This window comes from Streptomyces sp. CLCI03 (assembly GCF_053615355.1).
Window position 1 is genome coordinate 3416564 of record NZ_CM132132.1, and the last position, 21361, is coordinate 3437924.

A 21361-nucleotide genomic window follows, 5' to 3' on the forward strand; every position below is an offset into this window, starting at 1 on the left:
GCTTACAGCACCTCCGGCGCGAGCGAGATGATCTTCATGAACTTCTTCTCGCGCAGCTCACGGCCCACCGGGCCGAAGATACGGGTGCCGCGAGGGTCGCCGTCGTTCTTGAGAATGACGGCGGCGTTCTCGTCAAAGCGGATGTACGAGCCGTCCTGGCGGCGACGCTCCTTGACGGTGCGAACGATGACCGCCTTGACGACGTCACCCTTCTTCACGTTGCCACCGGGGATCGCGTCCTTGACGGTGGCGACGATGACGTCACCGATGCCCGCGTAGCGGCGACCGGAACCACCGAGAACACGGATGCAAAGGATTTCCTTGGCACCAGTGTTGTCGGCGATACGCAGTCGCGACTCCTGCTGGATCACGTGTATCTCCTGTTTGTCTGCCGGTTCCCGGCGGGGGCTTCACTCCGGAGAGCGTCGCCCCCACCGAGCCTGGCGGAACGAACCTGAGGGAAACCCCTCAGATAATTACTTGGCCTTCTCGAGGATCTCGACGATGCGCCAGCGCTTGCTCGCCGACAGCGGACGCGTCTCCATGATGAGGACGCGGTCGCCGACGCCGGCAGCGTTCTGCTCGTCGTGAGCCTTGAGCTTGTTCGTACGGCGGATGACCTTGCCGTACAGGGCGTGCTTCACGCGGTCCTCGACGGCGACGACGACGGTCTTGTCCATCTTGTCGCTGACGACCAGACCCTCACGGGTCTTGCGGAAACCGCGCTCGGTCTTCTCAGTCACGTTGTTCTCGCTCATCAGGCGCTCTCCACCGTCTCGATACCGAGCTCACGCTCGTGCATCAGGGTGTAGATGCGAGCGATGTCCTTACGGACGGACTTGAGCCGGCCGTTGTTCTCCAGCTGACCCGTGGCCGCCTGGAAGCGGAGCTTGAACAGCTCCTCCTTGGCCTCGCGCAGCTTGCCAACGAGCTCCTCGTTGCCGAGCTCACGCAGCTCGGACGCCTTGGTTCCCGTCGCCATCACGACTCACCTGCCTCGCGCCGAACAATCCGGCACTTCATCGGAAGCTTGTGAGCAGCGCGGGTGAGCGCCTCACGAGCAATCTTCTCGTTCGGGTAGGACAGCTCGAACATGACCCGGCCCGGGTGCACGTTGGCGATCCACCACTCAGGAGAACCCTTACCGGAACCCATGCGGGTCTCGGCAGGCTTCTTCGTCAGCGGGCGGTCCGGGTAGATGTTGATCCAGACCTTGCCGCCACGCTTGATGTGGCGGGTCATCGCAATACGAGCCGCCTCGATCTGACGGTTCGTCACATACGCCGGGGTCAGCGCCTGGATACCGTACTCGCCGAACGTGACCTCAGTACCGCCCTTGGCCATACCGCTGCGCTTCGGGTGGTGCTGCTTGCGGTGCTTGACCCTACGAGGGATCAGCATGTCGGTCAGGCCTCCGTTCCGGTGCTCTCGGCCGGAGCGGCGGCGGGAGCGTCGGCCTTGGGGGCCTCGGCACCAGCAGCCTGCTGCGGCTTGCGGCCACCACGGCCGCCGCGCTCGCCACCACGGCCACCACGGCCGGCGGGACGGTCGCCAGCGCCCTGCGCGCCACGGGCCGGGCGGTTACCCGCACGGGCCGCAGCGTTCTCGGCGCGAACCTCGGCGATGTTCTTGACGTCGCCCTTGTAGATCCAGACCTTCACACCGATACGGCCGAAGGTGGTCTTGGCCTCGAAGAAGCCGTAGTCCACGTTCGCGCGCAGCGTGTGCAGCGGCACACGACCCTCGCGGTAGAACTCGGAGCGGGACATCTCGGCGCCGCCGAGACGGCCGCCACACTGGATCTTGATGCCCTTGGCGCCGGCCTTCATCGTGCCCTGCATGCTCTTACGCATGGCGCGACGGAAGGAGACGCGGGAGGAGAGCTGCTCGGCAACGGCCTGGGCGACCAGCTGGGCATCGAGCTCGGGGTTCTTGACCTCGAGGATGTTCAGCTGGACCTGCTTGCCCGTGAGCTTCTCGAGGTCACCGCGGATGCGGTCGGCCTCGGCGCCACGGCGGCCGATGACGATGCCCGGACGAGCGGTGTGGATGTCCACACGCACGCGGTCACGGGTGCGCTCGATCTCAACCTTCGAGATGCCGGCGCGCTCCATGCCGGACGTCATCATCCTGCGGATGGCGACGTCTTCCTTGACGTAGTCCTTGTACAGCTTGTCGGCGTACCAACGCGACTTGAAGTCGGTGGTGATGCCGAGCCGGAACCCGTGCGGGTTTACCTTCTGGCCCATTACCGGGAACCTTCCTTGCTGCTGACGACCACGGTGATGTGGCTGGTCCGCTTGCGGATCCGGTAGGCACGGCCCTGGGCACGCGGACGGAACCGCTTCAGGGTCGGGCCCTCGTCCACGTACGCCTCGCTGATGACCAGCGTGGAGGCGTCCGGGTGGTTGTAGTTGTGTGCGGCGTTGGCGATGGCGCTGTCAAGCACCTTGCCAACCGGCACGCTCGCGGCCTGCGGGGCGAAACGCAGGACCGCCTGAGCCTCCGTGGCATCCATGCCACGGATAAGGTCCACCACTCGGCGGGCCTTCATGGGCGTGACGCGGATGTACCGCGCCTGGGCCCTGGCTTCCATGGTTGTCCCTTCGGTGTAAGTCATAGTCGTAACCACCCCGCCTTTAGCGGCGCTTCGACTTCCGGTCGTCCTTGACGTGGCCGCGGAAGGTGCGAGTCGGCGAGAACTCGCCGAGCTTGTGGCCGACCATCGACTCGGTGACGAACACCGGGACGTGGGTCTTGCCGTTGTGCACCGCGATGGTGTGACCCAGCATGCTGGGGATGATCATCGAGCGACGGGACCAGGTCTTGATGACGTTCTTGGTGCCGGCTTCGTTCTGGACGTCCACCTTCTTTACGAGGTGGTCGTCGACGAAGGGCCCCTTCTTGAGACTGCGCGGCATCTAAACCCGCTCCTAGCGCTTCTTGTTCGTCTTGCGGCGGCGGACGATGTACTTGCTCGAAGCCTTCTTCGGCGAGCGAGTACGACCCTCCTTCTGACCCCACGGGGAGACCGGGTGGCGACCACCACTGGTCTTGCCCTCACCACCACCGTGCGGGTGGTCAACCGGGTTCATCGCGACACCGCGGACGGACGGGCGAACGCCCTTCCAGCGCATACGGCCGGCCTTGCCCCAGTTGATGTTCGACTGCTCGGCGTTGCCGACCTCGCCGACCGTGGCGCGGCAGCGCGCGTCGACGAGACGGATCTCACCGGACGGCATACGAAGGTGGGCCATGGTGCCCTCCTTCGCCAGCAGCTGCACGGAGGCACCCGCGGAACGGGCGAACTTGGCGCCACCACCGGGACGGAGCTCGATCGCGTGGATCGTGGTACCGACCGGGATGTTGCGAAGCGCGAGGTTGTTACCGGGCTTGATGTCGGCCGTGGGGCCGTTCTCAATCCGGTCGCCCTGCTTCAGAGCCTTCGGCGCGATGATGTAGCGCTTCTCGCCGTCCGCGTAGTGCAGGAGCGCGATGCGCGCGGTGCGGTTGGGGTCGTACTCGATGTGCGCGACCTTGGCCGGCACGCCGTCCTTGTCGTGACGACGGAAGTCGATCACGCGGTAGGCGCGCTTGTGTCCACCACCCTGGTGGCGAACGGTGATCCGACCGGTGTTGTTACGGCCGCCCTTGCTGTGCAGGGGGCGAACCAGCGACTTCTCCGGCGTGGACCGCGTGATCTCGACAAAGTCGGCGACGCTGGAGCCACGACGGCCCGGGGTCGTCGGCTTGTACTTGCGGATACCCATTTCTCAGTCCTCGTCCGATTCCGGACGACTAGACCTCCGTTAGGAGGCCTGGCCGCCGAAGATGTCGATACGGTTGCCCTCGGCAAGGGTCACGATGGCGCGCTTGGTGTTGGCGCGCTTGCCGAAACCGGTCTTGGTGCGCTTGCGCTTACCCTGACGGTTGATCGTGTTGACCCCGGTGACCTTGACCGAGAAGACCGCTTCCACGGCCTGCTTGATCTGGGTCTTGTTGGCGCCGGGCGCGACGATGAACGTGTACTTGTTCTCGTCCAGCAGCGCGTAGCTCTTCTCCGACACAACCGGCTTGATCAGCAGGTCACGCGGGTCGGTGAAGGTCTTGCTGGTAACGGTCGCCTCAGACATCAGGCGTCGCTCCCTTCGGTCTCATCGGCCTTGGGGCCAGACACGAAGGACTCGAAAGCGGCCTGGGTGAAGACCACGTCGTCAGAGACGATCACGTCGTACGTGTTCAGCTGGCCCGGCTCCAGGATGTGAACCTGGGGCAGGTTGCGGGCGGACAGCCACGCGGCCTCGTCGGCGCGCTCGACGACCAGGAGCAGGTTCTTGCGCTCCGAGATCTTGCCGAACAGCGTCTTGGCGGCCTTCGTGGAGGCGGCACCCTCGACCACGCCGGTGACGACGTGGATGCGGGAGTGACGCGCACGGTCCGAGAGGGCACCGCGGAGGGCGGCGGCCTTCATCTTCTTCGGGGTCCGCTGGGAGTAGTCACGCGGCTGCGGGCCGTGGACGACGCCACCGCCGACGAACTGCGGCGCACGGGTCGAACCCTGGCGCGCACGGCCGGTGCCCTTCTGGCGGTACGGCTTGCGGCCACCACCACGGACTTCGCCGCGACGCTTGGTCTTGTGCGTGCCCTGACGGGCAGCAGCCAGCTGAGCGACAACGACCTGGTGGATCAGCGGAACGCTGGTCTTCGCGTCGAAGATCTCCGAGGGGAGCTCGACGGTACCGGCCTTGTCGCCTGCCGGCGAAAGGATGTCAATGGTGCTCATTACCTCAAGCCCCCTTGGCCGCGGTACGGACCAGGACGAGGCCGCCGTTCGGACCGGGGACTGCGCCCTTGATGAGGAGCAGACCCTTCTCCGCGTCAACCGCGTGGATGGTCAGGTTCTGGGTGGTGACGCGCTCGTTACCCATACGACCGGCCATGCGCATGCCCTTGAAGACACGCCCAGGGGTGGCGCAGCCACCGATCGAACCGGGGGAGCGGTGCTTGCGCTGCACACCGTGACCGGCGCCGAGGCCCCGGAAGTTGTGCCGCTTCATGACACCGGCGAAGCCCTTGCCCTTGCTGTTGCCCGTGACGTCAACCTTGACGCCGGACTCGAACACCTCAGCAGTGATCTCCTGGCCGAGCGTGTACTCGCTGGCGTCGGAGGTGCGGAGCTCCACCAGGTGGCGGCGGGGGGTCACGTCGGCCTTGGCGAAGTGGCCCTTGAGGGGCTTGTTCACCTTGCGCGGGTCGATCTCGCCGAAGGCGATCTGGACCGACTCGTAGCCGTCGATGTCGTTCGTACGGACCTGGGTAACGACGCAGGGTCCGGCCTTGACCACGGTCACCGGGACGACACGGTTGTTCTCGTCCCAGACCTGGGTCATGCCGAGCTTCTCGCCCAGGACGCCCTTGATCTGCTTTGCCATCTTCTCGACGCCTCTCAGAGCTTGATCTCGATGTCAACGCCGGCCGGAAGGTCCAGGCGCATCAGCGAGTCAACGGTCTTGGGGGTCGGGTCGAGGATGTCGATCAGGCGCTTGTGCGTGCGCATCTCGAAGTGCTCGCGCGAGTCCTTGTACTTGTGCGGCGACTTGATGACGCAGTACACGTTCTTCTCAGTGGGCAGCGGCACCGGGCCCGCGACCGACGCACCAGTGCGCGTCACCGTCTCGACGATCTTCTTCGCCGAGGAATCGATGACCTCGTGGTCGTAGGCCTTGAGCCGGATGCGGATCTTCTGTCCCGCCATGGCTACTCCGTAGTCCTGTCTCTATGTGGAAACGCTCTGGCTCCCGGTCGGCTGCGGGACGGATCCCGCGGCCTCTCCTCCGACCCACGCGGTCGGGCGTGTCGCACTCCCTCTACAGAAAATTCCCATACGGAAATTCCCTCGTCCAAGGGGGTGCGGTCCCTGTGACCGCGATTCGGGGGAGAAACACCCACCGAGTGCCTGGTGGGCACCGTGCTGACACTTCCCAGAAGATTCCCGTACGTCCGTCCCCATTGCTGCCCCGAGAGGCAGATTAAGGACGACGAGTACTGTGGGACTCGCTTCCGGTCCTCCCGGCGGGAGGCGCGCAGCATCGGCACTCAGCCGAGCAACTTGAGTAGTCTGCCATACGAGGCACGTACCTGGCCAATCGGGCCGAAGAGAATACCCCGCCACGCTGAGTGGTCAAACTGCACCACGCCCTTCTCCCGCCGGGGCCCTCGCCAGGCGAGGTGGGCGTGACCAGCGACAGCCGGAACAGCGCGTCGAGCACGTATCCCAGGGCCGGCGCCGACGGCACCACCCACCGGGCGTGCCACCGGGTCGCCGCCGGAGGCTTTCCGCCGGGGAGTCCCCGGTGGACCGGTTGCTCTCCGGGCCGGCGGGAGACAGTGGGCCGGCCTCGTCATGGTGCGTTCCGGGCCCCGTCGACGACGTGCGCGTGCAGGCGATCAGCCTCTCCGAATCACCTGGCGGAAGGCAGTCTCAGCAGTTCGGAGAAGGCCGGGCGGGTGATCGCCTCGGCGAGCTGAACCCGCCAGTCGGCCAAAGGTTCGAGCCCCGCGGCCGACCAACCGTCGTGGGCGAGGACACTGAAGGCCGGGCGCGCGGCACGACGTACGAACGCGTCGGAGGTGGTCGGCCGGATCCGCTCCGGGTCGAGTCCGCTCAGCCGGTAGGCCTCGCGCGCCAGGCCCATCCAGGTCGTCCGGCCGCTCGCGGTGCCGTGGTAGACACCGCCCGGGGCCTTCCCCGCCAGCGCGGCGAGGCCCAGGTCGACGAGGTGGCGGGCCAGCGCGTAGGACCAAGTGGGCTGGCCGTGCTGGTCGTCGACCACGTCGAGGGTGTCCCGCTGGGCGGCCAGCTTCAGCATGGTGGCGACGAAGTTCGGCCCGTGCTCCCCGTACAGCCACGCGGTCCGCACGATGTAGCCGTCCTGCGGGAGGAGCTCGGCTACGGCCTGTTCGCCGACCAGCTTCGAGCGTCCGTAGGCGTTGACCGGACCGGTCTCGGTGTCCTCGCGGTACGGCTGCGTGGCGTTGCCGGGCAGCACGTAGTCGGTGGAGAGGTGCAGCAGGCGGGCACCGACCTCGGCGCAGGCCGCGGCGAGGACGCGTACGCCGGTGCCGTTGACGGCGGTGGCGGCCTCCTCGGCGGTCTCGGCGCCGTCCACGTCGGTCCAGGCCGCGCAGTTGACGACGACCGCGGCACCCTCGACGGCGGCCCGGACGGCTGCCGGGTGGGTGATGTCGAGGTCGGCGCGGCGCAAGCCCTCGGCTTCGACACCGGAGTCCTTCAGGACGGCCAGGACGTCCTGGCCGAGCATTCCGGCGGCTCCGGTGACGAGCCAGCGGCCGGCTCGCGGGTTCGCGATCACTTCTGCAGGGCCGCCTTCACCTTGAGCGGCTCCCACCAGGCACGGTTCTCGCGGTACCAGTCGACGGTGGCCTTGATGCCGTCCTCGAAGGTGACCTGCGGGGCGTAACCGAGTTCGGCGCCGATCTTGCTGATGTCGATGGAGTAGCGCAGGTCGTGACCCTTGCGGTCCTCGACGTGCTCGACCATGTCCCAGCCGAGGCCCGCGGCCTCCAGCAGGACACCGGTGAGCTCCTTGTTGGTGAGCTCCGTGCCGCCGCCGATGTTGTAGACCTCGCCGGCCCGGCCCCCCCGCATGGCCAGGTCGATGCCGCGGCAGTGGTCGGAGACGTGCAGCCAGTCGCGGACGTTGCCGCCGTTGCCGTACAGCGGGACCTTCTTGCCGTCCATCAGGTTCGAGACGAAGAGCGGGATGACCTTCTCGGGGAACTGGTAGTGCCCGTAGTTGTTGGAGCAGCGGGTGACCACCACGTCCATGCCGTGGGTGCGCGCGTAGGCCAGCGCCAGCAGGTCGGACGACGCCTTCGATGCGGAGTACGGGGAGTTCGGCACCAGCGGCCACTCCTCCGTCCAGGAGCCCGCGCCGATCGAGCCGTAGACCTCGTCGGTGGAGATGTGGACGAAGCGGCCGACACCGTGCTTGCGGGCGGAGTCGAGCAGCACCTGGGTGCCGACCACGTTGGTCATCACGAACGGGCCCGCACCGGCGATCGAACGGTCGACGTGGGACTCGGCCGCGAAGTGCACGACGACGTCGTGACCGGGCATGACCTGGTCGACGGCGTCCGCGTCGCAGATGTCGCCCTTGACGAAGGTGTATCCGGGGTGATCGGCGACCGGGGCGAGGTTCGCCTCGACGCCCGAGTACGTCAGCTTGTCGAAAACAGATATCTGCGCCGTGCCATCTGCAGTTAACTGCTGGCGAACGAATTCCGAACCGATGAAGCCGGCGCCGCCGGTCACAAGAATGCGCATAATACGAAGAGTCTAGCGGCCGACCAACGTCACATGTGCTGAACTCCGATGCCCCCCACACGCTCTCGCATAGGGTTCCCCCCATGCGTGGAATCCTCTTAGCCGGTGGCACCGGATCTCGACTCTGGCCGCTGACCCGGGCAGTCTCCAAGCAGCTGCTCCCCGTCTTCGACAAGCCGATGATCTATTACCCCCTGTCCACCCTGGTGATGGCGGGCATCAGTGAAATCCTGATCATCACCACCCCGGACGACCGCGAACAGTTCGAGCGACTGCTCGGCGACGGCTCACAATTCGGCCTGCGGCTGGAATACGCCGTCCAGGAGCGCCCGGAAGGCATCGCCCAGGCGTTCGTCCTCGGCGCCGACTTCATCGGTGACGAGTCCGTCGCGCTGATCCTCGGCGACAACATCTTCCACGGCAGTGGCCTCGGCACCCGCCTCGCCCAGCACACGGACGCCAAGGGCGGCCGCGTGTTCGCGTACCCGGTGGCGGACCCCACCGCCTACGGCGTGGTCGAGTTCGACGAGCACGGCCAGGCCGTCTCCATCGAGGAGAAACCCGAGAAGCCCAAGTCCCGCTACGCCGTGCCGGGTCTGTACTTCTACGACAACCGCGTCGTCGAGATAGCCGAGGGCCTGGAGCCCAGCGCCCGCGGCGAGCTGGAGATCACCGCCGTCAACGACACCTACCTCCAGGCCGGCGAGCTCAACGTGACCATCCTCGACCGCGGTACCGCGTGGCTGGACACCGGCACCTTCGTCTCGATGGTGCAGGCCTCCGAGTTCGTCCGCGTGATCGAGGAGCGCCAGGGCTTCAAGATCGGCTGCATCGAGGAGGCGGCCTGGCGGGCCGGCCTCATCGACTCCGCGCAGCTGCGCGCGCTCGCCGAACCGCTGACCAAGAGCGGCTACGGCGACTACCTGCTGATGCTGCTCGGCGAGGAGGACGCCCGATGAAGTTCCGCGAACTCTCCATCGCCGGCGCCTTCGAGATCACCCCGCAGCTGCACGGCGACCCGCGCGGCCTGTTCACCGAGTGGTACCGCTTCGACCGCCTCGCCGAGGTCGTCGGCCACCCGCTGAACCTGGCGCAGGCGAACCTCTCGGTCTCCGCCGCGGGCGTGGTCCGCGGCATCCACTTCGCCGACGTACCGCGCGGCCAGGCCAAGTACGTGACCTGCGTACGCGGCGCCGCGCTCGACATCACCGTCGACCTGCGGGTCGGCTCCCCCACCTTCGGCCGGTGGGAAGGTGTCCGCCTCGACGACGTGGACCGCCGCGCGGTCTACATCCCCGAGGGTCTCGGCCACGGCTTCTGCGCGCTGAGCGACGACACGACGCTGTCGTACCTCTGCTCGGAGACCTACAACCCGACCGGCGAGCACGCGGTGCACCCGCTCGACCCCGACCTGGGCATCGAGTGGCCGGCCGAATTCCCGCAGCTGTCCGCCCGCGACGAGGCCGCGCCCTCGCTGGCCGAGGCCCTCGCGACCGGTCTGCTGCCCGACCACGCCGCCTGCCTGGAGTTCACCGAGTCCCTGCGCGTGAACTGACCCATCGCCGTGCGCGGCCGAGGGCCGCACCCCGCCCGGGGTGCGGCCCTCGCTTCGTACCCGGACATGCCGAAGGGCCCCGTCCCACCGCCGAAGCGATGGGCCGGGGCCCTTCAGTGCAACTTGGTGCCCGGTGAACGGGCTACCAGGTCAGAGCACGAAATTACTTCGTGATCTTGGTGACCTGGCCGGCGCCCACGGTACGACCACCCTCACGGATGGCGAACTTCAGGCCCTCCTCCATGGCGACCGGCTGGATCAGCGCGACCGTCATCTCGGTGTTGTCGCCCGGCATGACCATCTCCGTGCCGGCCGGCAGGGTGACGACACCCGTGACGTCCGTGGTACGGAAGTAGAACTGCGGGCGGTAGTTGTTGAAGAACGGGGTGTGACGGCCACCCTCGTCCTTCGACAGGATGTAGGCCTGGGCCTCGAACTCGGTGTGCGGGGTGACCGAACCGGGCTTGATGATGACCTGGCCGCGCTCGACGTCCTCGCGCTTGATGCCACGGAGGAGCAGACCGACGTTCTCGCCCGCCTGGCCCTCGTCGAGGAGCTTGCGGAACATCTCGATACCGGTGACCGTGGTGGTGGTCTTGGTCTCCTTGATACCGATGATGTCGACGGTCTCGTTGACCTTCAGGACACCACGCTCGATACGGCCGGTGACGACGGTACCGCGACCGGTGATCGTGAAGACGTCCTCGACGGGCATGAGGAACGGCTTCTCGGTGTCACGCGGCGGGGTCGGGATGGCCTCGTCGACGGCGGACATGAGGCCGAGGAGCTTCTCGCCCCACTCCTTGTCGCCCTCGAGCGCCTTCAGCGCGGAGACGCGGACGACCGGCAGGTCGTCGCCCGGGAACTCGTACTCGGAGAGGAGCTCGCGGACCTCGAGCTCGACGAGCTCCAGGATCTCCTCGTCGTCCACCATGTCGGCCTTGTTCAGGGCGACGACGATGTAGGGGACGCCGACCTGGCGGGCCAGGAGCACGTGCTCCTTGGTCTGCGGCATCGGGCCGTCGGTGGCGGCGACCACGAGGATCGCGCCGTCCATCTGCGCGGCACCGGTGATCATGTTCTTGATGTAGTCGGCGTGACCCGGGCAGTCGACGTGGGCGTAGTGACGCGCCTCGGTCTGGTACTCGACGTGCGCGATCGAGATGGTGATACCGCGCTGGCGCTCCTCAGGAGCCTTGTCGATCTGGTCGAAGGCCGAGGCCTCGTTCAGGTCCGGGTACGCGTCGTGCAGCACCTTGGTAATGGCGGCCGTGAGGGTCGTCTTACCGTGGTCAATGTGACCGATGGTGCCGATGTTGACGTGCGGCTTAGTCCGCTCGAACTTCGCCTTCGCCACGGGGTCCTCCTGGAGAGTGGTTCTGTACGCCTTACAGATCGGCGCCAGGTGATCTTTGCTGGAAAGCCGGCCCCCCGGGGCAACGGATGATTACTCCTGTTGCCCCAGAGGCTCCGGTGACAAGCCTAAAGCGTGTACTCGGAAGAGTTACTCGCCCTTGGCCTTCGCGATGATCTCCTCGGCGACGTTCCGCGGAACCTCGGCGTAGGAGTCGAACTGCATCGAGTAGCTGGCGCGACCCGAGGTCTTGCTGCGGAGGTCTCCGACGTAGCCGAACATCTCCGAAAGGGGCACGAGGCCCTTCACGACGCGAGCACCGTGACGCTCCTCCATGGCCTGGATCTGGCCACGGCGGGAGTTGATGTCACCGATGACGTCACCCATGTAGTCCTCGGGCGTGGTGACCTCTACGGCCATCATCGGCTCAAGGAGCACGGGAGAAGCCTTGCGCGCGGCCTCCTTGAAGGCCTGCGAACCGGCGATCTTGAAGGCGAGCTCCGAGGAGTCGACCTCGTGGTAGCCACCGTCGAGAAGCGTGACGCGAACGCCCGTCATCTCGTACCCGGCCAGGATGCCGAACTGCATGGCTTCCTGCGCACCGGCGTCGACCGAAGGGATGTACTCCTTCGGGACGCGTCCACCGGTGACCTTGTTCACGAACTCGTACGCCGGACCGTCGGTCTCGGTGATGGGCTCGATCGCGATCTGCACCTTGGCGAACTGACCGGTACCACCGGTCTGCTTCTTGTGCGTGTAGTCGTGACGCTCGACGGCCTTGCGGATCGTCTCGCGGTACGCGACCTGCGGCTTGCCGACGTTGGCCTCGACCTTGAACTCGCGCTTCATACGGTCGACCAGCACCTCGAGGTGCAGCTCGCCCATACCGCCGAGGATGGTCTGGCCCGTCTCCTCGTCCGAGTGAACGTGGAAGGAGGGGTCCTCCTCCGCGAGACGCTGGATGGCGACACCCAGCTTCTCCTGGTCACCCTTGGACTTGGGCTCGATGGCGACCTGGATGACCGGCGCCGGGAAGTCCATGGACTCCAGGATCACCTGGTTCTTGTCGTCACACAGCGTCTCACCGGTGGTGGTCTGCTTCAGGCCCATCACGGCGACGATGTCGCCGGCGCCCACCGAGTCGATCTCCTCACGCTTGTTCGCGTGCATGCGGTAGATCTTGCCGATGCGCTCCTTCTTGCCCTTGACGGAGTTCAGCACCGCAGTGCCGGCCTCCAGGCGGCCCGAGTAAACCCGGACGAAGGTGAGCTTGCCGAGGTGCGGGTCGCTCATGATCTTGAACGCGAGCGCGGCGAGGGGCTCCTCGTCGGACGGCTTGCGCTTCACGACGACCTCGGGGTCGCGGACGTCGTGGCCCTCGATGGCCTCGATGTCCAGCGGCGACGGCAGGTAGCGGACGACGGCGTCGAGCAGGGGCTGAACACCCTTGTTCTTGAACGCCGTGCCACAGAACACCGCGGTGATCGTGGGCTCGCCCTTGCCCTTGCCGGAGTTCAGGATGATCCGACGGACGGCGGCGTGCAGCTGCTCGACGGTGGGCTCGTTGCCCTCCAGGAACAGCTCCATGATCTCGTCGTCGTTCTCGGCGACGGTCTCGACCAGCTTGCCGCGCCACTCTTCAGCAGCCTCGGTGTGCGTGGCCGGGATGTCGACGATGTCGTACATCTCGCCCTTGGTCGCCTCGGCGGACCAGACGAACGCCTTCATCGTGACGAGGTCGACGACACCCTGGAAGTCGGCCTCGGCACCGATGGGGAGCTGCATGACGATCGGAACCGCACCGAGGCGGTCCTTGATCATGTCGACGCAGCGGTGGAACTCGGCGCCGGTACGGTCGAGCTTGTTGACGAAGCAGATACGCGGCACGCCGTAGCGGTCCGCCTGACGCCAAACGGTCTCGGACTGCGGCTCGACGCCGGCCACACCGTCGAAGACGGTGACGGCGCCGTCGAGGACGCGGAGCGAACGCTCCACCTCGACGGTGAAGTCGACGTGACCCGGGGTGTCGATGATGTTGATGGTGTGGTCAACATCTTCGAGCGGCCAGTGGCAGGTGGTCGCGGCAGACGTGATGGTGATACCACGCTCCTGCTCCTGCTCCATCCAGTCCATCGTGGCGGCGCCGTCGTGGACCTCACCGATCTTGTACGACACACCGGTGTAGAACAGGATGCGCTCGGTGGTGGTCGTCTTGCCCGCGTCGATGTGGGCCATGATCCCGATGTTGCGGACCTTGGCCAGGTCAAGCGAAGTGGTAGCCATAAGGCTTCGGTCTTCTCTCGGTCTCGATGTGGGGTGGGACTACCAGCGGTAGTGCGCGAAGGCCTTGTTGGACTCGGCCATCTTGTGCGTGTCCTCGCGCTTCTTGACGGCAGCGCCAAGACCGTTGGAGGCGTCGAGCAGCTCGTTCATGAGGCGCTCGGTCATGGTCTTCTCACGACGGGCGCGGGAGTAACCCACGAGCCAGCGGAGGGCCAGGGTCGACTGGCGACCCGGCTTGACCTCGACGGGGACCTGGTAGGTCGCGCCACCGACACGGCGGGACTTGACCTCGAGGGACGGCTTGACGTTCTCCAGCGCGCGCTTCAGCGTGATGACCGGGTCGTTGCCGGTCTTCTCGCGGAGGCCTTCCATGGCGCCGTAGACGATGCGCTCGGCGGTGGAGCGCTTGCCGTTCAGGAGGATCTTGTTGATGAGCGACGTCACCAGAGGAGATGCGTAGACCGGGTCGATGATGACCGGGCGCTTCGGGGCGGGGCCCTTACGAGGCATTCTTACTTCTCCTTCTTGGCGCCGTAGCGGCTGCGGGCCTGCTTGCGGTTCTTGACAGCCTGGGTGTCAAGCGCACCGCGGATGATCTTGTAACGAACACCCGGCAGGTCCTTCACACGGCCACCACGCACGAGCACGATCGAGTGCTCCTGCAGGTTGTGTCCCTCACCCGGAATGTAAGCGGTGACCTCGATGCCGGAGGTCAGACGCACACGCGCGACCTTACGGAGCGCCGAGTTCGGCTTCTTCGGGGTGGTCGTGAACACACGCGTGCAGACGCCGCGACGCTGGGGCGAAGCCTCAAGCGCGGGGGTCTTTGTCTTCTCGACCTTGTCCTGCCGGCCCTTACGGACCAGCTGCTGGATCGTAGGCACTACTTCTCCGGTTTCTGTGTGCCGTGTAGTGAAACTAACCTGGAACTTCCCCGACCCACGCGGTCGGGTGTGTCGAACACTGCACGCTTTCACCGAAGTGAGTCGGGCGCAGATTGCGGTGTGGTCTTCTCGGCTCTCCGCGGGGTCTTACGCACACGCGGGAGCCCAGGGCACACCCCAGGCACAAGGTCAGAGCGTACCTACCTCACAGAGGTAGGTCAAAACAAATGCCCAGCACGAAAACCCGCCGCGCGCAAGTGGGGAGCGGCCCGATCGGCCCTCTGCCACACCCCGGCGCCCTAAACTGACAGCTTGACCGGGCGCGGGGCGCCTACGCGTCGATCAGCAGGGAGCAGCACATTGGGGACCGTGGCACCCGAACCGACCACAGTCGACGCCCGCCTCCCGGCCCCCCGCAGACCCGCCCCGCACAGAACCGCCATCCGCCGGATCACCCGCGCCCGCGGCCCCCTGCTGGCCTCACTGATCGCCTCGGCCGCCTTCTGCGCGGCCTGGGTGGCCCGCGGCGCCTTCCCCTTCGGGAACACCGGTCGGGCCCTGAACGACCAGGCCAACCAGTACGTGCCCTTCCACCGGGCGCTGTGGGACCTGGTCCACGGGCAGGCCGCCGGAGACCTGCTCTTCACCTGGCGCGGCGGCTTCGGACAGCAGTTCCTGGCCGACTACCACACCTATCTCGGCAACCCCTTCTCCTGGCTCGCCGTCCTCGTCCCCCGCGCCCACGTCGACCTCGCCGTCTTCGCGATCACCCCCCTCACGCTGGGCGCCGCCGCGGCCGTGATGACGGTCTACCTCGGCAAGCTGCACCCCGGCCCGTGGTGGCAGCGCGGCGTGCTCGGAGCGACGTACGGCCTGTGCGGCTGGGCGCTCAGCGACGCCTCGTACATCCCCATGTGGCTCTGGGGCCTGGTCGCGTTCCCGATGCTCGGCATCGCCGTCGAGTGGTGCCTGGAGGAGCGCCGCTGGCCGGGCGTGGCCCTGCTGGTCGCGCTCGCCTGGTTCGGGAACTTCTACACCGCGATGATGGCGACGATGGCCGCCTGCCTCCTGCTGGCCATCCGCATGATCACGCGCGACATGACGGGCCGGCAGCGGCTGCGCGCGCTGTGGCGGGCCGCGACGGCCACCGGCACCGGGATCCTGCTGACCCTGCCGCTGCTCCTGCCGTCGTTCCTGGCCAGCGGGGCCGCGCAGCCCACCAGGGCCGCCGCCTTCGACCCCGTACGGATCGAGCTCTTCCTCGCCGGCATGCTCCCGGCCACGCACCTGTGGGGCGGCCGCCCCCGGCTCTACGTCGCCTCGCTCGGGCTGATCCTGGCCGGCTCCTTCCTCCTCAACACCGCCGTCGCGCGGCGGACCCGCCTGGTGTGGGCGCTCGCCACGGCGCTGGTCCTGGCCTCCTTCCAGTTCCCGCCCACGCAGTACGTGTGGCACGGGCTGGCGGTGCCGAACGGCAACCCGTACCGCGAGACCTTCGTCTTCAGCGGGATGGTGGTGGTCCTGGCCTGGCTGGCGCTGGCCAACCGGCCGCGCCCGCTGCACGTGGCCCTGGTCGCGGGCCTGCTGGTGGCGGCCACCTTCGTCCTGCGGCGCGCCGACGACTTCGGCGGGTGGACCTGGCCGGCCGTGCTCGGCGGCGGTGCGGTCTCCCTACTGGCCCTGGTCCTGCTGCGGCTCGGCGAGAAGCGCCGGTTCCTGATCCCGGTGGCCGCCGCCCTGATGATCGGCGTGGTGTTCGCGGAGTCCACGGTGGCCGCCGCCAACGCGGACGCCCGCCGGTCCCGCGAACGCTGGGCCAAGCCCGTCGCCACGTCGAACCGCTCGATCGGCAGCCACTTCGAGGCCGTACGGGACGTGGCCGGCTGGCCCGCCCACCGGACCGACTCGGGTGCCCCGCAGAGCGCGTACAACGACGCCCTGGCGCTGCGCGCGGAGGGGCCGCAGTACTACAGCAGCTACCTCCCCGAGGCCACCTACCAGGCCCTGGAGCCCCTGGGCTACGGCTTCAAGAACGACGGCCGGACCTTCTTCGGCGCCGACGACCCGGTGCTCGACGCGATCTTCTCGGTCGGCGCGCGGGTCCGCCCGGGAACCGCCCCGGGCACCTGGACGGCCTCGAAGTTCCCCGCGCCCCCGCTGGTCACCGTCCGCACCACCCCGTACACCTCCCCCAACCCGGCCGAGAGCGTCTACGCCCGCCAGGAGAACGTCCTGGGCGCCACCGTCCACCAGGTCCCGCCCGTCACCCGCGGCGGCACCGCCACGGCGCACACGTACACCGCCCGCTGCACCCCCGGCTCCGAGGCCTACTGGTACTCCCCCACCCTCTACGGCACCGTCCGCGCCGGGAACGGCCCCCAGCGGCTCCTGGAGGACCGGATGACCGGCGTGACCCCGCTGGGCACCGTCCCCGCCTCGGGCCAGGTCGACGTCACCGTGCAGACCCGTACGAAGGACGCGGACGCGGGCGCGTACCCGCTCGGCTGTCTGGACCGCGGGGCGCTCGACAGGACCGTCCGCCACCTCACCACCACCGGCGCCACCGCGATCGAGGTCGGCGGTCACTCGATCACGGCCACCGTCCCCGCGCACACCGGGGGCACGGCCGTCCTCGCCACGACCGCCGTCCCGGGCTGGCACTGCTCGGCCCCCCTGAAGCCCTTCCACGGCCTCCTGGCCATGGACCTCCCCGCGGGCACGGACAAGGTCACCTGCACCTTCACCCCGAAGGGCCTCACCCCGGGCCTGGCAGGCGCCGCCTTCGGCCTGCTCCTCCTCGCCTCCGTCGCGACGAGCGGCCTGCGGCGCCGGCGCGGCTGACACCGCAGCGGCGGAACGGGCTCTCACCGGGCCGCGGCGGCCCGGTGAGGGCCCGCCGCTCTCTCCGCGTCCGCCGTGGGAACGAAAAGGCCCCCCGCCGCTCCTCTCGGAGCGACGGGGGGCTTCTTCATACGAGCTCTCAGCCGTTGTACGGGCCGTAGTCGTAGTCCTCCAGCGGGACAGCCTGGCCGGAGCCGGAGCCGAAGGGCGAGTAGTCGATGTCGTCGTAACCGACGGCCGAGTACATCGCTGCCTTGGCCTCTTCGGTGGGCTCGACCCGGATGTTGCGGTAGCGGGCGAGGCCCGTACCGGCCGGGATGAGCTTACCGATGATGACGTTCTCCTTGAGGCCGATGAGGCTGTCGGACTTGGCGTTGATCGCCGCATCCGTCAGGACTCGGGTCGTCTCCTGGAAGGAGGCGGCCGACAGCCAGGATTCCGTCGCCAGCGAGGCCTTGGTGATACCCATCAGCTGCGGACGGCCGGAGGCGGGGTGACCGCCCTCGGTGACCACACGACGGTTCTCGGTCTCGAACTTCGACCGCTCGACCAGCTCGCCCGGCAGGAGCTCCGCGTCGCCGGACTCGATGATCGTCACGCGGCGCAGCATCTGCCGGATGATGATCTCGATGTGCTTGTCGTGGATCGACACGCCCTGCGAGTTGTAGACCTTCTGGACTTCGCCGACCAGGTGGACCTGGACGGCACGCTGACCGAGGATGCGCAGCACGTCGTGCGGGTTGGTGGCACCCATGGTGAGCTTCTGGCCCACCTCGACGTGGTCGCCCTCGTGCACGATGACCTTGGCGCGCTTCGAGATCGGGAACGCCGTCTCGTCGCTGCCGTCGTCGGGCGTGATGACGATCTTCTTCGTCTTCTCGGTCTCCTCGATCCGCACGCGACCGGCGGCCTCGGAGATCGGGGCGACACCCTTCGGGGTACGGGCCTCGAAGAGCTCGACGACACGCGGCAGACCCTGCGTGATGTCGTCACCGGCCACACCACCGGTGTGGAAGGTACGCATCGTCAGCTGGGTACCGGGCTCACCGATGGACTGGGCGGCGATGATGCCGACCGCCTCACCGATGTCGACCAGCTTGCCGGTGGCGAGCGAGCGTCCGTAGCAGAAGGCACAGGTGCCGACCGCGGACTCACAGGTCAGGACCGAGCGGGTCTTGACCTCCTCGACGCCGTTGGCGACCAGGGCGTCGATGAGCACGTCACCGAGGTCGACGTTGGCCGGCGCGATGACCTTGCCGTCGATGACGACGTCCTCGGCCAGCATGCGGGCGTAGATCGAGGTCTCGACGTCGTCGGCCTTGCGCAGCACGCCGTCCTCGCCGCGAACGGCGATCTTCAGCTTCAGGCCGCGCTCGGTGCCGCAGTCCTCCTCGCGGATGATGACGTCCTGCGAGACGTCCACCAGACGACGGGTCAGGTAACCCGAGTCGGCGGTACGCAGGGCGGTGTCCGCCAGACCCTTACGGGCACCGTGCGTGGAGATGAAGTACTCCAGAACGGTGAGGCCCTCACGGAAGGACGCCTTGATCGGACGCGGGATGGTCTCGTTCTTCGCGTTCGACACCAGACCACGCATACCGGCGATCTGTCGCATCTGCATCATGTTTCCTCGGGCACCCGAGTCAACCATCATGAAGATGGGGTTCGTCTTGGGGAAGTTCGCGTTCATCGCCTCGGCAACCTCGTTGGTCGCCTTGGTCCAGATCGCGATGAGCTCCTGCGTGCGCTCGTCCTTGGTGATCAGACCGCGCTCGTACTGCTTCTGGACCTTCTCGTCCATCGCCTCGTAGCCCGCGACGATGGCCTTCTTGGCCTCGGGCACGACGACGTCGGAGATGGCCACGGTGACGCCCGAACGGGTCGCCCAGTGGAAGCCGGCCGCCTTCAGGTTGTCGAGCGTCGCCGCCACGATGACCTTGGGGTAGCGCTCCGCCAGGTCGTTGACGATCTCGGAGAGCTGCTTCTTGCCCACCGAGTAGTCGACGAACGGGTAGTCCTCGGGCAGCAGCTCGTTGAAGAGCGCGCGACCCAGGGTCGTCTTCAGACGGAAGCTGTCGCCCGGCTGGAACTCCTGCTCGCCCTCCTCGGCGACCGGCGCCACCCAGCCGCGCGGCGGGATGGTGCCCACCGGGAAGCGGATGTCGACGGACGACTGCAGCGCGAGCTCGCCGTTGTCGAACGCCATGGTCGCCTCGGCCGTGGAGCCGAACGCGCGGCCCTCGCCCTTGGTGTCACGGAGCTCACCGTCGGTGGTCAGGAAGAACAGACCGAGGACCATGTCCTGGGTCGGCATCGTGACCGGACGGCCGTCGGCCGGCTTGAGGATGTTGTTCGAGGACAGCATCAGGATGCGGGCCTCGGCCTGCGCCTCCGCGGAGAGCGGCAGGTGCACGGCCATCTGGTCACCGTCGAAGTCCGCGTTGAACGCGGTGCAGACGAGCGGGTGGATCTGGATGGCCTTGCCTTCGACCAGCTGGGGCTCGAAGGCCTGGATGCCGAGGCGGTGCAGCGTGGGCGCACGGTTCAGCAGAACCGGGTGCTCGGCGATGACCTCTTCGAGGACGTCGTAGACGACCGTGCGGCCGCGCTCGACCATCCGCTTGGCGCTCTTGATGTTCTGCGCGTGGTTCAGGTCGACCAGGCGCTTCATCACGAACGGCTTGAAGAGCTCCAGCGCCATGGCCTTGGGCAGACCGCACTGGTGCAGCTTCAGCTGCGGACCGACGACGATCACGGAACGCGCGGAGTAGTCCACACGCTTACCGAGAAGGTTCTGACGGAATCGACCCTGCTTACCCTTCAGCATGTCGCTGAGGGACTTCAGGGGACGGTTACCGGGACCGGTCACCGGACGACCACGACGACCGTTGTCGAAGAGGGCGTCCACGGCCTCCTGAAGCATGCGCTTCTCGTTGTTCACGATGATCTCGGGGGCACCGAGGTCGAGGAGACGCTTCAGACGGTTGTTGCGGTTGATCACGCGGCGGTACAGGTCGTTCAGGTCGGAGGTCGCGAAGCGGCCACCGTCCAGCTGCACCATCGGACGCAGGTCCGGCGGGATCACCGGCACGCAGTCCAGAACCATGCCCTTGGGCTTGTTGCTGGTCTGCAGGAACGCGGAGACGACCTTGAGGCGCTTGAGCGCACGGGTCTTCTTCTGGCCCTTGCCGGTACGGATGATCTCGCGGAGGCGCTCGGCCTCCTCCTCGAGGTCGAAGGACTCCAGGCGCTTCTGCAGCGCGGCGGCGCCCATGCAACCGTCGAAGTACGTGCCGAAGCGGTCACGCAGCTCGCGGTAGAGGAGCTCGTCGCCCTCCAGGTCCTGGACCTTGAGGTTCTTGAAGCGGGCCCACACCTCGTCGAGGCGGTCGATCTCGCGCTGGGCGCGGTCACGGAGCTGCTTCATCTCACGCTCGGCACCTTCGCGCACCTTGCGGCGTACGTCGGCCTTCGCGCCCTCGGCCTCCAGCTCGCCCAGGTCGGTCTCGAGCTTCTTGGCCCGGCCTTCGAGGTCCGCGTCGCGGCGGTTCTCGATCTGCTGGCGCTCGACGGAGACGTGCGCCTCCAGCGACGGGAGGTCGCGGGTGCGACGCTCGTCGTCGACGAACGTGATCATGTACGCGGCGAAGTAGATGACCTTCTCGAGGTCCTTCGGCGCGAGGTCCAGCAGGTATCCGAGGCGCGACGGGACGCCCTTGAAGTACCAGATGTGGGTGACGGGAGCGGCAAGCTCGATGTGACCCATCCGCTCACGACGCACCTTGGCGCGCGTGACCTCGACGCCACAACGCTCACAGATGATGCCCTTGAAGCGGACACGCTTGTACTTGCCGCAGTAGCACTCCCAGTCCCGGGTAGGACCGAAGATCTTCTCGCAGAAGAGTCCGTCCTTCTCGGGCTTGAGGGTGCGGTAGTTGATGGTCTCCGGCTTCTTGACCTCGCCGTGCGACCAGGTTCGGATGTCGTCCGCGGTGGCAAGGCCGATCCGCAGCTCGTCGAAGAAGTTGACGTCGAGCACTGTGCGTCAATCCCTCTTTCGGGGTCGAGTCTCAATCATGGTCTGAACGGTCCCGGGG

General features: G+C 67.2%; 22 protein-coding genes. 3 read left to right on the plus strand and 19 right to left on the minus strand.

The window, feature by feature from the left end:
• Positions 1-2: 2 nt before the first annotated feature.
• From rplN to rfbB, 14 genes are all read right to left on the minus strand, one after another.
• Positions 3-371: a 50S ribosomal protein L14 gene (gene rplN, locus ACWG52_RS15585; RefSeq protein WP_008739701.1), complete on the minus strand. Its 369-nt coding sequence runs from the start codon at positions 369-371 to the stop codon at positions 3-5.
• A 105-nt stretch (positions 372-476) separates the two neighbouring features.
• Positions 477-758 (minus strand): 30S ribosomal protein S17, encoded by a 282-nt coding sequence (rpsQ, locus tag ACWG52_RS15590; RefSeq protein WP_030008467.1) that lies wholly within the window; start codon positions 756-758, stop codon positions 477-479.
• On the minus strand, positions 758-982 hold the full coding sequence (gene rpmC, locus ACWG52_RS15595; RefSeq protein ID WP_008739703.1) for a 50S ribosomal protein L29: 225 nt from the start codon (positions 980-982) through the stop codon (positions 758-760). Before rpmC ends, rpsQ begins: the two co-directional genes overlap by 1 nt.
• Positions 982-1401 carry a 50S ribosomal protein L16 gene (rplP, locus tag ACWG52_RS15600; protein WP_008739704.1) on the minus strand — a complete coding sequence of 140 codons (420 nt, stop codon included), beginning with the start codon at positions 1399-1401 and terminating at the stop codon, positions 982-984. Before rplP ends, rpmC begins: the two co-directional genes overlap by 1 nt.
• A 5-nt stretch (positions 1402-1406) precedes the next feature.
• Entirely contained in the window at positions 1407-2249 is an 843-nt protein-coding gene (gene rpsC, locus ACWG52_RS15605) for a 30S ribosomal protein S3 (RefSeq protein WP_008739710.1), read from the minus strand.
• The gene (gene rplV, locus ACWG52_RS15610; protein WP_007265904.1) at positions 2249-2596 is read right to left on the minus strand and encodes a 50S ribosomal protein L22; all 348 of its coding nucleotides are present in this window, start codon (positions 2594-2596) and stop codon (positions 2249-2251) included. Before rplV ends, rpsC begins: the two co-directional genes overlap by 1 nt.
• Positions 2597-2639: 43 nt before the next feature.
• Positions 2640-2921: a 30S ribosomal protein S19 gene (rpsS, locus tag ACWG52_RS15615; RefSeq protein ID WP_008739713.1), complete on the minus strand. Its 282-nt coding sequence runs from the start codon at positions 2919-2921 to the stop codon at positions 2640-2642.
• Positions 2922-2933: 12 nt separating this feature from the next.
• On the minus strand, positions 2934-3770 hold the full coding sequence (rplB, locus tag ACWG52_RS15620; RefSeq protein WP_008739715.1) for a 50S ribosomal protein L2: 837 nt from the start codon (positions 3768-3770) through the stop codon (positions 2934-2936).
• Positions 3771-3809: 39 nt separating this feature from the next.
• Positions 3810-4133, minus strand: a complete 324-nt coding sequence (rplW, locus tag ACWG52_RS15625; RefSeq protein WP_007265901.1) for a 50S ribosomal protein L23 — start codon at positions 4131-4133, stop codon at positions 3810-3812.
• Complete coding sequence (rplD, locus tag ACWG52_RS15630) at positions 4133-4783, minus strand: 50S ribosomal protein L4 (RefSeq protein WP_030767300.1); 651 nt, start codon at positions 4781-4783, stop codon at positions 4133-4135. The genes rplW and rplD overlap by 1 nt, the downstream gene beginning before the upstream one ends.
• 4 nt (positions 4784-4787) lie before the next feature.
• The gene (gene rplC, locus ACWG52_RS15635) at positions 4788-5432 is read right to left on the minus strand and encodes a 50S ribosomal protein L3 (RefSeq protein ID WP_007265899.1); all 645 of its coding nucleotides are present in this window, start codon (positions 5430-5432) and stop codon (positions 4788-4790) included.
• 14 nt (positions 5433-5446) lie between these two features.
• Positions 5447-5755 carry a 30S ribosomal protein S10 gene (rpsJ, locus tag ACWG52_RS15640; protein WP_003948644.1) on the minus strand — a complete coding sequence of 103 codons (309 nt, stop codon included), beginning with the start codon at positions 5753-5755 and terminating at the stop codon, positions 5447-5449.
• Positions 5756-6461: 706 nt separating this feature from the next.
• The gene (rfbD, locus tag ACWG52_RS15645; protein ID WP_390168081.1) at positions 6462-7373 is read right to left on the minus strand and encodes a dTDP-4-dehydrorhamnose reductase; all 912 of its coding nucleotides are present in this window, start codon (positions 7371-7373) and stop codon (positions 6462-6464) included.
• A complete protein-coding gene (gene rfbB, locus ACWG52_RS15650; protein ID WP_390168079.1) occupies positions 7370-8347 on the minus strand; it encodes a dTDP-glucose 4,6-dehydratase in 978 nt (325 codons plus the stop codon). Before rfbB ends, rfbD begins: the two co-directional genes overlap by 4 nt.
• An 83-nt stretch (positions 8348-8430) precedes the next feature.
• Here rfbB and rfbA point away from each other — a divergent pair, with 83 nt between their 5' ends.
• Together rfbA and rfbC are read left to right on the plus strand one after the other, a co-directional pair.
• Entirely contained in the window at positions 8431-9306 is an 876-nt protein-coding gene (gene rfbA / locus ACWG52_RS15655; RefSeq protein ID WP_389807849.1) for a glucose-1-phosphate thymidylyltransferase RfbA, read from the plus strand.
• Positions 9303-9902: a dTDP-4-dehydrorhamnose 3,5-epimerase gene (gene rfbC, locus ACWG52_RS15660; protein WP_389807852.1), complete on the plus strand. Its 600-nt coding sequence runs from the start codon at positions 9303-9305 to the stop codon at positions 9900-9902. The genes rfbA and rfbC overlap by 4 nt, the downstream gene beginning before the upstream one ends.
• A gap of 163 nt (positions 9903-10065) precedes the next feature.
• Here the strand turns inward: rfbC and tuf are convergent, their stop codons facing one another.
• From tuf to rpsL, 4 genes are all read right to left on the minus strand, one after another.
• A complete protein-coding gene (tuf, locus tag ACWG52_RS15665) occupies positions 10066-11259 on the minus strand; it encodes an elongation factor Tu (RefSeq protein ID WP_030008455.1) in 1194 nt (397 codons plus the stop codon).
• 147 nt (positions 11260-11406) lie between these two features.
• Positions 11407-13539 (minus strand): elongation factor G, encoded by a 2133-nt coding sequence (fusA, locus tag ACWG52_RS15670; RefSeq protein WP_389807854.1) that lies wholly within the window; start codon positions 13537-13539, stop codon positions 11407-11409.
• Between the two features lie 39 nt (positions 13540-13578).
• Positions 13579-14049 (minus strand): 30S ribosomal protein S7, encoded by a 471-nt coding sequence (gene rpsG, locus ACWG52_RS15675; RefSeq protein WP_007265894.1) that lies wholly within the window; start codon positions 14047-14049, stop codon positions 13579-13581.
• A gap of 2 nt (positions 14050-14051) precedes the next feature.
• Positions 14052-14423 carry a 30S ribosomal protein S12 gene (gene rpsL / locus ACWG52_RS15680; protein WP_007265893.1) on the minus strand — a complete coding sequence of 124 codons (372 nt, stop codon included), beginning with the start codon at positions 14421-14423 and terminating at the stop codon, positions 14052-14054.
• 369 nt (positions 14424-14792) lie between these two features.
• Here rpsL and ACWG52_RS15685 point away from each other — a divergent pair, with 369 nt between their 5' ends.
• Positions 14793-17264 carry a YfhO family protein gene (locus ACWG52_RS15685; RefSeq protein WP_389807859.1) on the plus strand — a complete coding sequence of 824 codons (2472 nt, stop codon included), beginning with the start codon at positions 14793-14795 and terminating at the stop codon, positions 17262-17264.
• Between the two features lie 139 nt (positions 17265-17403).
• Here the strand turns inward: ACWG52_RS15685 and ACWG52_RS15690 are convergent, their stop codons facing one another.
• Positions 17404-21303, minus strand: coding sequence for a DNA-directed RNA polymerase subunit beta' (locus tag ACWG52_RS15690; protein ID WP_030725970.1), 3900 nt, complete (start codon positions 21301-21303; stop codon positions 17404-17406).
• Between the last annotated feature and the right edge of the window lie 58 nt (positions 21304-21361).